This window comes from Limnoraphis robusta CS-951 (assembly GCF_000972705.2).
In genome coordinates, this window is record NZ_LATL02000355.1 from 48,183 (window position 1) to 63,056 (window position 14,874).

Here is a 14,874-nt window from a genome sequence, read left to right on the forward strand (position 1 = left end):
GATTAATCCTGGGTTGCATTGCTTTTTATCTTTCATATTGGATAAACCGAAACAACAATTTACAAACCAATAAGCTGTTACACATCTAAATTACCCAACACCCAACGCCCAACACCCGACACCCAACACCCGACACCCGAAACCCAACACCTGCAGTTTAAATCCACAACAGCTTACTATTTCTTTCGCCTTCGTTTGGTTGACTTCTCTTTAACGGGTGGGGAAGTCAGTTGAAAACCGTCATCTGTTGTCGCCGAATTGGTTTCGGGAATGGGTAAACTAATCACGGGTTTGGGGAGGTTTTCATTTAACGGAATATCGTGATAGGGGTCATATTTTTGCGTAAACGCTTCCAGTCCAATACTTTCTAATTCATCGAACATTTCCAAACACAATTGGCGTGCTTTCGGATAACTTTTGTGGCTAAATGTCGAAAGAACATGACAATATTGTTCTCGGTTGAGGTGGTACGCTTGGGCGATAACGGCGTCAATAGCAGCCCGAACTTTCCAACGTTCATCATCACTGGCTAATACCGGAAATTTAACCGTTGAGTTTTCGCCTTCTAAACTATTATTTTCTCGCCATACATCCCCCAACTGTTCACGCCACAATGGTTCATAACCCGAATGATTACAAGTTAAACGAAGGGCAGAATGGGCGAGGAAGGTGTCGGGTGTTGGGTGTCGGGTGTCGGGTATCGGAATACGGTTGAGGATGAAAAGATTAACATTAGAAGTTACAAGCTGACGCACACAAAAATCCGTAGTAAAACTGGAACAAATAGCCGATAAATTTAGTGCTAAATTTATGTTTCTTTGGTCTGAAGACTGTTCGGCAAATGTGCTATCACTTGATAACCACAAAGAAGGTAGCAAACAAGAAATTAAAGTTCGTTCATTAGTAGAGCTTGCTACTTTTCTAAAAATTAATCTATAAAATTTTTGAGACTGTAACCATTGAGGACGATCTTTTATAGACTCCAGTGAAACCAAATGTTTTGGTCTACTTTCCCATCTATCATTATAAAGCCAAAATGTTTTTCCTTCATGTAGAACGAGATAACCTCGCTCTAACAATTGTTTGGCAATATCCGGATCTCTAGGATCTTCACCGTTGGGTAAAATCTCATCAGTGTTTGTAAACCGCCAAGCATCATCAGTCATATGAAGTTCACGACCTAATTTAATCTTTAAGCGATCGCAAACCGTTCCAAAGGGTTCACCATTGGCAAAACAAACTTTAGCAACTTCTAAATCTTTTTCAGACTGCAATTCTAACAAACTGAGATAATCACCCCCGGTTTTTTGAATAAAATCAAGGGTGTAGTTTAAAGGTGGACGCTGTTCTTTTTCCTCAAACAGCCATTCATCATCATGGAGATAAAAAGCACAGGGAAATTCTGTGGTTTGCTTTCCTTTTTGAGCAATAACAGTTGCAAATTTGAAACTTGCATGAATTTCAAATAACTTTCTGCGGTTTTCAAAAGAATAACAGCACTGACAAGCCATATTTTCAAAGTAAAGCCGTCTAATTCCCGTCGCTCCTTCATTAGCGTGAAATCCTGATGGAATGACGACACCTGTTATACCAGATTGATGTAAAAGTTGTGTATTTCGCTCTGCAAATAACTTGGCTGCATCTGGATCGCCTCCCGTTTTTGAACCGTTAACACGGACGACTTGATATTGATATAAAATATCGTGAATTTGATGCTGTTCTTTAAATTCTGCCTCATAATCTTCGTGAAGTTTGGAAATCTTTGCATCTGCTTTTATCCGTTCTTCAATCGCAATTCTTTCTGGTTTAGTTGGTGCATCTAAAATCCCAAAATCATAAGATGCAAAAAATTCTTTAGCTTTGGGTCGAACAGCATCCCAAGGTGGATTACCTAAAACAACATCAAAACCGTAAACCTCGTTTAAATTTCCGGTCGGATAAAACACCTCAGCAAACATTAAATCGTAGGAAAAAGCAGGAATAGAAGTATCGGTTAAAAAAGCCGATAAATCACCCGAAACCGGAAACCCGACACCCGAAACCTCATCCCCAACACCCGACACCCGACACCCGACACCCGACACCTCATCCCCAACACCCAAACCCTTCGCGATCGCCTGTCGCAACGATACCGGATCGGAAGTTTCAAGGGCGCTGAAATCTTCGGGTAACTCGCCATTTTCCGCAAAAAATTTAACCAAATTGGCGTAAGCAATATCATCGCAATTTCCCAACATAACCCCGCCCGACCAAGCGGCCGCTATAATTTTAAACGGAGCCAACGCCCGATCTAACTTATCTTTTGCCGCCTCTTTTGCCTTCAACTCGGATAAATTAAATCCCACCGTAGCTTCTAGGGATTTAACATGAGTTAAAGCCTGCGCCATCGCCTCGGTAAACCGTTCTCGAATCCCCCGAAACAGCAACGGATCGATCTCCTGTTGGGTACCCGGATAGGTGAGTAAATGGTGAAAAAATGGCCCCGTCAGAGAATCCCCCAACAGCAGACGGTGATCCAAAAACGTTAGCGGTAAACCCTCCGCGTGAGACTCCAACCACAGCGACAACTTCGCCAACTCCACCGCCAGGGGGTTTTTATCGACACCATAGAGACAGTGAACCGCCACCATGCGGCGACAAAGCGCTTGGGCTTCTTGTTGAGAATAGCCTGACTCTTGACCTTCCGGGGCGGAACTGGGAAGATAGTTGAGGAGTTTCTTTTCCGGGTCGGGAAGGGCGAGAATGCGCTGACGGTAAACATCCGCGATCGCGTTGGGGTCGGAGTTGGGTGTCGCCGGATCGACCGGTTCAGAAGCTTGTTCTGCGGCTAATATTTTCTCATCGCACAGCCGACAAGCCTCGTACAGTCGATCGCCGAGAAACCGACAGGCTTCAACCAAAAAATGTCCGCTACCCATCGCCGGATCGAGAACCTTTAGCTTGAGAATAGCGGGGGGGTTGGGGTCGTCTTTGGGGCTGCATTCATCGACTTTCGCGCCCAAAGTTTCCCGCACCAAAAACCGCACGAAAGAATGGGGGGTATAATAGGAACCGCTCGACTTGCGCCCCAACCCGACCCGCAAATAAAACTGTCCGGGCTTAATTTCCTCGATCCATTGAACCTTGGTTTTTTTACTGCGTTTGGGGGTTTCTTCTTCGTTATCGTCTTCGATGTCAATGTCGCCGTCGGTTTCCGACTGCACAACCGGGCGGTATTTTTCCCCCTGGGCGAGAGGAACCACCACTTGTAATTTGTCGCGTTGCAGCCGACACATGGGTTCTGTGGCGATACCCGGTTCAAGTTCTAGCAGCGCCTCATAAACCCGTCCCAAGTCTTCCACATCCAGCGATCCGTAGTGAACCCGTTCTCTGGCGATCGCCCCCCGCCGTTTGGCCGTCCAAAGCAACTGATCCAACAAATGAGCAACCGCCCGTTCACCCCAACTCAAGGATGATAAAATCGGCGTGGTATTCGGCCCAAACAGCGCCCCGCCCAAGGGTTTAACATGGAGTTCGGTACATTCCAACCCCTCAGCAAACATCCGAAACATCAGCTTTAAGCCCTGTTCGAGAAATTCGCCCGTTTCCATCCCCTCATCGAGAACCCGACGGACATACTTCGCCAAAGCCGTTGTCGGCGAAAAAGAATTGCGCCAAAGACTGGTAGAAGCAAAACTAAAAGCCCTGGCGGGGTCATCGCTGGTTTCCAGCTTGAGAACAAACAACAGCCGATAAACCACAATTAACCCTTCTCGCCAGAGTTGTTTGGCGAGGGCGTCCGGGGGTAGGTGTTGGGTATCGGGTTTCAGGTGTCGGGTGTCGGGTGTTGTTTTTGCTTCAAGGTTTTGATCAAACGATTCAGCTTGGAACCCACTTCCGAGGTCAATTTCAGCATTGCTTCGAGTTCCTGATGGTTCAGATAAGCCAGTCTCCCGGCTATCATTAGATGAGTTTCCAACTCCATCAGCGAGCCGTTGGCGATGTATAGATGTTGAATGTATTCTTTGAGATGATATCTGCCCTTCCCCTCGGCGATATTCGCCGGAATTGATACCGCCGCCCTTTGGATCTGGCTGCTGAGTCCGTAAGTCTCTGTCTGCGGAAACTTCCGAGTCAGTTGGTAGCACTCCACCACCAGATCCATCGCCTGATTCCAAACCCTGAGATCCCGATAAGTCTTGACTTCCCTCAATTCCACTGACATCTTCCCCTGCTAAAATACCCGACACCTCATCCCCATCCCCAGCACCCGACACCCGAAACCCGACACCCGACACCTGATGGCGATCTAAAATTTCTTGAATAAACAGCCTTACCGCCCGTCTTGCTTGAATCCTCAAATCTTTGGTAACTTGAGCCTGTTGCAGTCTGGCTTTTTCGACCAACTCGGGAACCGCTACAATTCCCTCGGGCGAACTCAAAGCCAAAACCAGGCGGTAACTGTCGGGTACCGATCGCGATCGCTTCCAGTGAGTGTCGATGGGGACGATCAGTTGGGAGTCGGGACGGGCGGGATCGGAAATTAACACCCGCAGTTCAACGCCGTTGGTGAGGAGTCCAACCCGTTCGCCGGAAGTCAGCAGCACCCGTTGGGCGACGCGCAGATGGGAAAAACGGTAAGCCAACCCCCGTTTGGCGGGTGCGTCGAGATCTTCTTCAAAAGCCGTCGTCCAGACTCGCAGTTTCGATGAACCGTCTGCGGTTTTTAGCAAATAACCCCCCGACTCCAAACCTTCGCGGGTTTGAACCTGATCGGCATTTTCTGCGGTGGCGTATCCCAAGCGTTCGATCAGGGGTTCAACAACGTGGTTAAAAACGCGAACGGCGCCGCCCATTGTGGAAAGTTCTCGCAGTTTGCGGCGGTAAACCTCCCAAGACTGCTGTAGGGTTTTGCCTTCGGTTCCGGTGGTTTTGGCGAGGAGTTTTTTCTTGGCGAGTTGTTTTTCGAGTTCAAACTTAACAAAGGGTTCGGGGAAAGCCGGCCCGGTAAAGGAATTGTGTTCTAAAATTTCTAAAGCCATGATTAAACTGTTGTGAATTTAAACTGCATTGTAAAGATCATTTCTAAAGCCATGATTAAACTGTTGTGAATTTAAACTGCATTGTAAAGATCGGTGTCGGGTGTCGGGTGTCGGGTGTCGGGTGTTGGTTGTTGGGTGTCGGGTGTCGGGTGTCGGGTGTTGGGTGTTGGTTGTTGGGTGTTGGGTTTCGGGTGTCTGGAATTGGCCGCTCGTGTAATTTAGATGCGTAACAGATTATTTCGACCGGGGAACGAGCATTAATACACCGATGGGAACAATTTCGAGCGGATGCAAATGAAGTCGGTTTTCTAAGTCCTGTTGTCGCTTGTGATAAAGTCGCAGCACTCCATCGGCTTCGCTTCGCAGTTTTGGCGGTTGACTCGGATCGACGCTAAAAGCCGCGAGTTTTTCCAGGGGGTCGTCAAGGGTTGTCCAACTGGGAGGTTCGGAAACTGGAACGGCATCAAATAAGCCCAACTGTTGACTGGCGATCGCCTCCAGGGGGAGAATTTCCTGATGTCGCAGATCCAGCCACTCTTTCAAACGCGATTGTTCTTCTTCCAAGTTGGCTTGAAATTCCCCAACAAAGGTTTCCGCCAGGGGTTGAAAGCCCGACTCAACTGCCCGTTTACCCCCTTCGAGTCCCGCTTCCCACAATGCGTGAAAGTGGTTTTCCCAGACTTTGGCGGTTTTGATGGCATTTTGGCGATCAGCGAACTTTAACCACTGTTCGGCTTTGGGCAAAAATTTCGGTTTTCCGGTTTGGGGAAACTCAACGGCGACAACCCGTTCAAATTCTCGTCCGCTATCGGATAAAATTCGCCCGACGTAGGTTAGCAAAAGGGTGGGTTGATCGACATCGGCGAGAACCGCACTGACTCGCGGATCTTGTTCTGCGGTTCCGCCAAAGGACAGGTTGCGAACCCGATCAATTGCCCGTCTAACCAGGGGATGCGCCCGCCCCAAATAACCGACGGGGCGATCTTGGCGATCGCGGGTGATATCGAGGTTGGTGGTGAGGCGAACCGTGCGGCTTTCGCGATCGTATCCCGGCAGATCTTCGGTCCCCGAATGCCAAGCGGGGGGAAGTTTGATCTCAAACAATTGGTCTTTTTCGGCGTTCACGTCTCCGCCGTCTAACTGCACCGCATCGCAAACAAAGTTTAGCAAATCTACCCCACTGGCTTTTGAACCTTCGGCGCGTAGGGTTTCCGCATCAGCTAACAGTTGGCTTTCGGCGTTCATCCCCACATCAGCCAACCAAGCGTTAGTTTTGGCGGCTTGTTCAAACCCTTTCAAACTTTTATCAATTTCTTCCAAAAGTTCTCGGGTGGCGATATCGCTTCCTTGATTTTCATCGATGTCGGTCAAGTCTATTCCTCCCCCTTCGTTAACGAGGGAAAATAGGGGCAATTGTTGGGAAGTTGAGCGTTTTTCATCTTCATCAATTAAGCCTTTGAGCAGTTTTTCGGTGGTGACATCGCTGCTGGTGGTCACGCCCAAAGTATTGGGTACAAATGTCAGGCGCGATCGCTGCCGTTCGTACTTGGCAATTAACCGCAGTAAAATCCGTTCTTCAAAGGTACCTTGCAGGTAAAGATAGCGAACTTCGGGGTTAAATTTCTGCCCAAAGCGGTCAATTCTACCGTTGCGCTGTTCCAAACGGTTCGGGTTAAAAGGCAGTTCCAGATGAATCAAATGGTGGCACTTTTGTTGTAGGTTTAACCCTTCGGCGGCGGTATCGGTACTGATTAAAACCAAATTGGCTTCGCGGCAAAAACGGGAGGTCATTTGACTGCGAATTTCGTTGCTATCCTGGCCACTCATGGCGATAACCGTGCCGATTTTTGCCTTTTCTAAGGCTTTAATGGCGGCTTTTTGGGAGTCGATATATTCGGTGTAAATGAGAATATTGGCATCGGGTTCTTGGGTGCGAATGGTTTGAATTTCTCGAATTAATTGGTCGAGTTTTGGATCTTGAGAAAGGGCAGCTTCGGCTAAACTGACCAATTCATCCAAAGATTCGACTAGGTTGGAAATGCGGCTCACCGTCGGAGAAGTTGAGCGTATTTCTCGCTGCAATTCGGCGAGTTGTTGGGCAATTTCTTCGGCTTCGAGCAACGCTTGTTCTTCTTCTTCTTCAACGCTAACCGTGCCAAAACGTTCGAGTTTTCGCTGATAATCTTTGAGGGTTTTTAAACGCTGGCGGCGACTTTCTTGACTTTCTGAACTTTGGGTGAGAATCTGTTGAAAGCGATCGGCAACAACCCCCAACGTCGCTTTACAGGCTTCGACGCTGGAAACGCTGCGCTTGAGTAGGGCGATAAACGCCAAAACATCGCTGTAGCGTTTGGCTCGAAAGGCGCGTTTCAGTTGGGGGGCGAGAAGTTCGAGGAGTCCCCTCTGCAAGGCTTCAAACTGGGGATAGTGTTGCGGATCGGCGGCGACCGGCTGCGGTTTGACGATCCGTTCTTTGAACTGGAGTTCTTTAGTGACGGGATCGACAATGTGGCGTTTCAGGCGTCGGATCACGTGGCGTTTGTAGCGATCGCCCCGCAAGCTTCCCCGTCCATCCACCAAAGAGGGGTCAAGCAGTTCGCACAAAGACGCAAAAGAGCGATCGTTCCCATCGTGGGGGGTGGCGGTTAACATCAAAAACGTATCGCAGCGTCGAGCCAAAACTTCCGCCAGCCGACGGCGTTGAGAGTCTTCGCGATCGCCAATGTTTCCCAAGTCCATGCAGTGATGGGCTTCATCGAGGATAATCACATCATAGCTGGCCCGTTCCAAAAGGTCGAGAATGCGTTCCTGTTTGAGGAAGTCAATGGAAACCAAACCGAGGGGGATATAATCAAAGGGGTTCGCCCCCAGTTCGTTACTGCGACGTATTTCCTGCAAGTGGGAACGGTTCACCACGTCAAACCGCAAGCTAAACCGTTCGGACATTTCCAGCTTCCACTGTTCCAGCAGGGGGCCGGCGGGAGATACGATTAAAATCCGGTGCGCCATCCGCCGCGCCATCAACTCCGTTAACACCAGTCCCGCCTGAATGGTTTTTCCCAAACCCACCCCATCAGCCAACAGCAGTCGCACCCGACTCATGCGAAGGGCGCGTAAAACCGGAACCAGTTGATAGGGTTCGAGTCGCAGTCGCCCCGGTTGCACCGCCTGCAAAGCCCGTTGACCCAAAGCTTGTTCGAGGAGAAAGGCTTGATGATAAACCAGCCAATTTGCCAGGGGAGAGGCTTTGGCGGGGTTGAGTTCTCGCCGCAGCGCCCGAATAGTTTCAAAGGGAACCAAAATATCAAGTTCCTCTCCGCGTATGACCCCTTCCAAACAGCGCAGGCGATAAAGGGTTTGTTGTCCTAGCGGTTGAGAAGTCACAACTTCCCATTTCAAACCACGGGCGATCACTTCTGTTCCCGGTAATAGTTCAGTCACGGCGCAGTCCTCGGATGGATCTTGAAGGTTTCGGGTTTTGGGTTTCGGGTTTCGGGTTTCGGGTTTCAGGTTTCAGGTTTCAGGTTTCGGGTTTCGGGTTTCAGGTTTCGGGTTTCGGGTTTCGGGTTTCAGGTTTCATCGAACATAACACCCAACGTCTAACACCTGACACCTGACACCTGACACCCAACACCTTTCGGGTTTCAGGTTTCATCGAACATAACACCCAACGTCTAACACCTGACACCTGACACCTTTCGGGTTTGATCGAACATAACACCCAACACCTAACATCTAATACCTGACACCCAACACCTAACATCTCTATTTTCTCCTATTTCTGACTTAAATAGGCGATTTTTATAGAACTTTTGTTGTTAAAAAAATATCCAAACATATCAGTTTTTTTTGATGTAGTAACGATTGCCTCCTTTTATTAGATTAAGCTGCGGCTCATCTCAATATATCATCGATAATCTTGAACACCTGACACCCGACACTAACAGACAACCCAACGTAAAATTATCGAATTTTTCAAGTAAAATAACTTTTGATTTATGGTTTGTGATGGCGTTTAAACTTTGGCTGGTGTACACTATAAATTAAGGAAAATTTTCACGAAATTAATCGAATCGAATCTAAATCACACCCAATCCTAAGACTATTATGTTGCCTTTACCTGAAGATATGCCAAAATGGTACACCGTTAATTGTGACAAGCCCGAAGAAGAAAAAGGTTGGACTCCCAAAACAGAAGATATTGTTCAAAAACCAAACAGTAATAAAGAAATTATTAACGCTTGGAATGGAACCGTAGAGCCACGCAACGGGAAGCAATACACCGTTCGAGTTGATAAATTAGAAGTTCTCAGTCCGATTCAAGTCGGGGGTTATATATTTTCAGAAGGGGGAATTTTACCCGCACAAGTTGGCGGCGTTCCCTATATTCCAGGTTCGAGTATACGGGGTGCATTTTTGAAGTGGATTAAAACCAATTTACCCAACCTCGAAGCCTCGGAACAACAATTTTGGTTGAGTTTGTTGAAACCCGATAAAACCGGTTGGCAACCCCGCAAAATTCGGTTTGAAAGTGTACTGTTAAAAGATCTAAAACCGTTTCCGCTTTATGCTCAACAAGAATGGCAAGTTTTTAATGAAAAAAGTAATAAGTTAAGCGTTCAGTGGCAAGTTGCGCCAAAACATCCCCCAAAACCGACTCCCGGAAACAAAAGCTTACAAGTTTTGTTGAAAGAAGGGGCAACTTCTCAACAGAAAGAATGGCTGAAAACCCAACTCAAACAAATGTTAGAAAAGCGGGGAATAGGACGGGGAACGGCTTCGGGGTTTGGGCGTTTGGGAACTTCTATTCCGTCTGGAAAATGGCAAATAAAACTCACGGGAATGAAACCCTGTGTCCAACAGTATAATAATAATCCAAATAAACCCGAAAAGAACCAAAATGGAATTTATCGTTGGACTCCTCAAGTTTTGCGGGCAAATTTGCGGGGATATTTTACCCGGTTGGCGTTGTCGTTACTTTCCCGTCAAAATGCGATCGCACTCACGAACAAAGTTTTTGGAGGGCTAACAAGTCCCGCCCAACTTCAACTGACGAGTTATTTAGGGCAAGTTAAATCCCCGTTTAAATTACAAAATCAAGACTATGCAAATATTAAAGCAAAAGATGCCCATGAAACTTGGGTGATTAATGTTGATTGTAATTCATCATTTGATGATTTAATTGGGGGATTATTGGATTTAAGTAGTCGCTTGGGTGGACTTGGCCCCGGTTGGCGACGTCCCCCTCATAAACTGAAAAGGTTCAATGGGTTTCGCGGAAGTGAATTTGAGGTTTCTCCTGTGGCTTCCAGTGGGGTTTTTGAAGAAAATCCCGGTCAATATCTTCAGTCTCTCATCGAACTTTTACAGGAAATTATTCGTCAGCAAGCTGAAAGAGCCGGGTTGCAATTTTCCAATAACACAACTGTTGGAAAAATTGTTAGTATTTGGCAAGGTGAACCGACCCTCTGGGAAGAAATTGTTCATAAAGTTTGTAGCACTAATGCGAAGGATAAACCGAGTTGGTGTGGAGTTATTGATGATGAAGATAGCAAAAAGAAGGGTAAAAAACCTCGACCTTCGGGTTATGCCGTGCGACAATATGAGAGTTTCTGTTTGCTGACAGTATTCGATCCCAATGTTGAAGAAACTCTCCGCCAAAAACATTTTACTCGCATTTGGCCGTCCCAATAATCGGGTGATCTTTTAAGGATAGGGGTGAATAAGCTGTTATTGACATGACCGCAAACCCCTGACACCGGACTCCTGATCCGGATTAATTTCTCTGAGTTGACAATTTTTGCGAGGGTCAGGCAAAATGGCTGAAAGGCTGATTGTTTCGTTGAGAGCCTCGATATCCCTCCCTGTAAGGGTTTCAGGTTGTTGGCTAGACCGTTTTACCCCAATGCGCGAGGCTGTTTTCAGTACCCCTCGCAAACTGGGTCTAGACACAAGGCAGGGTAAGGGGTTTAAATAGAGGGGTAGCGACTTTCATTAGAAAGAAAAGGTGTTGAAACCTCCGCTAAAAGCAGTTAGGAAGGTGTGTCGTATAGTTGTAGCGACTTTCATTAGAAAGAAAAGGTGTTGAAACTGGCATTTGTTTCATTGGCTGTCTCCTAAATTTAATTGTAGCGACTTTCATTAGAAAGAAAAGGTGTTGAAACATCAATTCGAGCTTTAATTATCGGAAGTTCACAGTGTAGGTAGCGACTTTCATTAGAAAGAAAAGGTGTTGAAACTTGATCGGGAGTCATTTGATTGATTTCCGATTCCATTGCTTTTAGTAGCGACTTTCATTAGAAAGAAAAGGTGTTGAAACTTCGATCATTTCTTGATGCTAACCACGATAATAATTCGCTGGTAGCGACTTTCATTAGAAAGAAAAGGTGTTGAAACTATGTCTATCGGAAATATTGCAGTCAACAAACCGTGTAGCGACTTTCATTAGAAAGAAAAGGTGTTGAAACAATACAACTTTAGAATTAGCAGGGGCGCAATACACCGGTAGCGACTTTCATTAGAAAGAAAAGGTGTTGAAACAAGGCTACAACAACTAGAATTACAATCAACCCAACCATGTAGCGACTTTCATTAGAAAGAAAAGGTGTTGAAACAAACACATTGATAAACGCGCCTGTAGTGCTATAGATAGTAGCGACTTTCATTAGAAAGAAAAGGTGTTGAAACCAAGTTTTAGTGCAATCTTCAGACCAAATAAGCAGGTAGCGACTTTCATTAGAAAGAAAAGGTGTTGAAACACAGAGCGGTAAATGGAGACAATCAAATTAGCCTTGCAAGTAGCGACTTTCATTAGAAAGAAAAGGTGTTGAAACAAGCTCAGGCTGGAAATCCACTTGTCCCAAAGAGTGTAGCGACTTTCATTAGAAAGAAAAGGTGTTGAAACTTGGCCAGGGAAAATAAAACCATTGCCTGAGATTCGTGTAGCGACTTTCATTAGAAAGAAAAGGTGTTGAAACATTTTATTGATAAAACTTTTTTCCTGTAGTCAGAGTGTAGCGACTTTCATTAGAAAGAAAAGGTGTTGAAACCTAATTAAATGGACGTTTTGACTATGGCAAGAAAGAAAATAGTAGCGACTTTCATTAGAAAGAAAAGGTGTTGAAACCTAATCATGTCTTTAATGTCGTCCCAACTACCACCTGTAGCGACTTTCATTAGAAAGAAAAGGTGTTGAAACACATGAATTCGTCCGTTAGAACCTTTGCGTGTATGTTGTAGCGACTTTCATTAGAAAGAAAAGGTGTTGAAACCTGAATCGCCTCGGGATTTGCTGGCATTTTAGAAGCAGGTAGCGACTTTCATTAGAAAGAAAAGGTGTTGAAACCAAACACTGCTAAATAAAACTACAATCGCGAGAACAAGGGGTAGCGACTTTCATTAGAAAGAAAAGGTGTTGAAACCCGACGATTAACGACTCCAATACAGACAGGCTCCCCGCGTAGCGACTTTCATTAGAAAGAAAAGGTGTTGAAACTTTCCGGGTCAACTTTTGCGCTGTCTAACGTCGGAGTAGCGACTTTCATTAGAAAGAAAAGGTGTTGAAACCAAGATCTCTTCATCGTCCCCAAATATTGCGATCGCAGGTAGCGACTTTCATTAGAAAGAAAAGGTGTTGAAACTGCTGCTTCATGCTCTAAAATCATTTTCGTGTTGTGCCGAAGTAGCGACTTTCATTAGAAAGAAAAGGTGTTGAAACAAATAACGGTAGAAATCGTACTCGGAATTAAATCCGTCAGGTAGCGACTTTCATTAGAAAGAAAAGGTGTTGAAACAAAATAGCTTCATATGCTTGAGAAGTCGCTATTTTTTGAGTAGCGAATTTCATTAGAAAGAAAAGTGTTGATACCGCAAAAAAATAAAGGCACAGTCTAACCGTGCCTTTTCTCTATAACTGAAGTAGATTTTAGTAAAATTGGTAAAATTGAACGACTTTAAGGTTCAGTTTTACTATTTTTTGCATCCTTGAGTCGCATAGTCCAAAATTGAATTGTATCGGCAATTTCAATTAACAAATCTGTCAACAAAACCTGTTCATTGAAATTCAAATTTTGAAAACGTTCCTGAAACTCATCCGTTGTCATATTGGAGCGAATGTTTAAATCATTACCAACAATTTTACATAAAACCACCCGTGCAACACCCCAAGCAAAATAACGCCTTTGTTCGTCCGAACCTTCATTAGCATCGGGTATTTCTCCATTTAATAACCGGAGAGAACGAGACATCGCCCAAAAGCGTACAACGCCCCAATTGGAGACATAATCAGCAATACCACTGGCCGCACCTTGCCACTGTTTAATTTGCTCAATTGAGCCTGCACCCGCCTTGAGGAGTTGAAAAACTTCTCGATCCAACTCATAGGATACAACATTTTGATCCATCACTTATTTTCCTCCTGAAAATGGCTGAATTACCACCCGTCCGTAACCGACACTCCAGAGTCCACCTAAATAATGTTCATCATGGAGAAACTTTTCCCATTTTTCTAATTTTTGAAGCTCTCCGCGAGTCGTCCAGGTGATGAAAAATACCGCTCCCGGAGGCAATCCTTCCACCGCAAAAAGATTGTCGATTAAATTTCCCTTTTCGTCCGGTTCATCCTTGATACTCACTCTCGGTTGACGAACTAACCCCATATCCACAAACAGATTAATACTGGTATCTGGAACCACAATTAAGCGATCGCTAGGAATGTCGATGCTCGGTATGTTTTGGGAACGGGGTAAATTTTTAGTGATCTTATTAGTGATCTCAGAATCATACTGCACATTTTTCAATTTCAACCACCGGAGAAAGACATCTTTTCCCTTTAACTGCTGTTCGGTAATATATATTAAATTGCGATCTTCTAAATTCAAAACAGACTGTTGAGAAAGCTGTTGAAAACGGTTCAGCCAACCCAAACAACTGATCCACCAATTGCCATACCCCAACACATGAACGGGCCACCAAACCGGCCAAGCCCAACTTAAAGCAATCCCTCCCCGTGAAACGTTATTATCGGAAATCTCTTCATTTTTCCCCAATTTTTTACCAAACCAATTATTGACCAAATCTTTGTAATCCTCGTGATTTTCGGCGTGTTCTCGCAGCGCACCCCGCACGGAACTTCCCGGAATAGCTGGCGTGCGATCGCTCAACCGATAAATGGGATTATTATTGCCTCGGATGCTACTATCGGCGCCGCCAATATGAACGGGTTCGCAACAAATTAACCATTCAACTGTCATAAATAAGTCCTCAAAATAACCACAAATGTCCGTAGCCCAAAACGTGACGGTTAAACGGATCGGGTAATGGTCCCGAATGAGAAACCGGAGAAGTTCCCGCCCACAAATACACCGCCCCCGCAGGAGTCATCCACTCCCCAGGTGTGAGTACCGCAACTCGACGGGTGGGATCGTGGCGATCGCGAACTTTCTTCCAAGACTGCCAAGGAACGCCCATTTCCGCCGCATAACCCTTGACTCCTGGCGGTGTGGGACAGGAAAGCTTGGTTTGGGGTTGTTGCCAAAGCGCACCCGTGAGTAAAATAGCCTCTTTAGGGTTAGGACATTCGGCCCCCAATTTTTCCCATCGAGAACGTCCTCGCACAGAACGAACCGTGACCGGAGTTCCCGCCCCTAAAATCCCCGTGTTGGGCGGTTCGTATTCACCGATAATTTTGACCAAAATTGACCGAAAATAATGGGATACAAGCCCCGTCCTTCTAGGACGGCTTTTTTTGATTCTTAATGTATTGAATCAGTACGTCAATAGGTGCGCCGCCAACGGAGATAGCAAAATAACTAGGACTCCACAAAGCTGTTTTACCATATGGTTTTTTCAACCC

Annotated in this window: 7 protein-coding genes and 1 CRISPR repeat array; of the genes, 1 reads left to right on the top strand and 6 read right to left on the bottom strand. The window is 45.8% G+C overall.

The features are described 5' to 3' along the window. Positions 1 to 176: 176 nt before the first annotated feature. Both WN50_RS38005 and WN50_RS30065 read right to left on the bottom strand, forming a co-directional pair. Positions 177 to 5,021 carry a hypothetical protein gene (locus WN50_RS38005; RefSeq protein WP_425354858.1) on the bottom strand — a complete coding sequence of 1,615 codons (4,845 nt, stop codon included), beginning with the start codon at positions 5,019 to 5,021 and terminating at the stop codon, positions 177 to 179. A gap of 234 nt (positions 5,022 to 5,255) precedes the next feature. After that, complete coding sequence (locus WN50_RS30065; RefSeq protein WP_046278785.1) at positions 5,256 to 8,462, bottom strand: helicase-related protein; 3,207 nt, start codon at positions 8,460 to 8,462, stop codon at positions 5,256 to 5,258. Positions 8,463 to 9,128: 666 nt separating this feature from the next. Here WN50_RS30065 and WN50_RS30075 point away from each other — a divergent pair. Beyond that, positions 9,129 to 10,715 carry an RAMP superfamily CRISPR-associated protein gene (locus WN50_RS30075; protein WP_046278784.1) on the top strand — a complete coding sequence of 529 codons (1,587 nt, stop codon included), beginning with the start codon at positions 9,129 to 9,131 and terminating at the stop codon, positions 10,713 to 10,715. 287 nt (positions 10,716 to 11,002) lie between these two features. Next, a CRISPR array of direct repeats spans positions 11,003 to 12,814; the repeat unit is 36 nt; unit sequence GTAGCGACTTTCATTAGAAAGAAAAGGTGTTGAAAC. A gap of 159 nt (positions 12,815 to 12,973) precedes the next feature. On the opposite strand, the gene WN50_RS30080 is transcribed toward WN50_RS30075, so the two are convergent. The 4 genes from WN50_RS30080 to WN50_RS33015 form a co-directional block, all read right to left on the bottom strand. Then, complete coding sequence (locus WN50_RS30080; protein WP_046278783.1) at positions 12,974 to 13,423, bottom strand: hypothetical protein; 450 nt, start codon at positions 13,421 to 13,423, stop codon at positions 12,974 to 12,976. Between the two features lie 3 nt (positions 13,424 to 13,426). Beyond that, entirely contained in the window at positions 13,427 to 14,272 is an 846-nt protein-coding gene (locus WN50_RS30085; protein ID WP_046278782.1) for an RAMP superfamily CRISPR-associated protein, read from the bottom strand. 10 nt (positions 14,273 to 14,282) lie between these two features. Beyond that, positions 14,283 to 14,714 carry a hypothetical protein gene (locus WN50_RS30090; RefSeq protein ID WP_200906388.1) on the bottom strand — a complete coding sequence of 144 codons (432 nt, stop codon included), beginning with the start codon at positions 14,712 to 14,714 and terminating at the stop codon, positions 14,283 to 14,285. Between the two features lie 37 nt (positions 14,715 to 14,751). Continuing rightward, positions 14,752 to 14,874: transposase (locus tag WN50_RS33015; RefSeq protein WP_200906305.1), on the bottom strand; the 123-nt coding region annotated here is incomplete at its 5' end.

What these genes read in the sequence shown, in the direction of transcription:
- WN50_RS38005 (WP_425354858.1), bottom strand. Translation starts at nt 5,021, where the DNA reads ATGGCTTTAGAAATTTTAGAACACAATTCCTTTACCGGGCCGGCTTTC.
- WN50_RS30075 (WP_046278784.1), top strand. Translation starts at nt 9,129, where the DNA reads ATGTTGCCTTTACCTGAAGATATGCCAAAATGGTACACCGTTAATTGT.
- WN50_RS30080 (WP_046278783.1), bottom strand. Translation starts at nt 13,423, where the DNA reads ATGGATCAAAATGTTGTATCCTATGAGTTGGATCGAGAAGTTTTTCAA.
- WN50_RS30085 (WP_046278782.1), bottom strand. Translation starts at nt 14,272, where the DNA reads ATGACAGTTGAATGGTTAATTTGTTGCGAACCCGTTCATATTGGCGGC.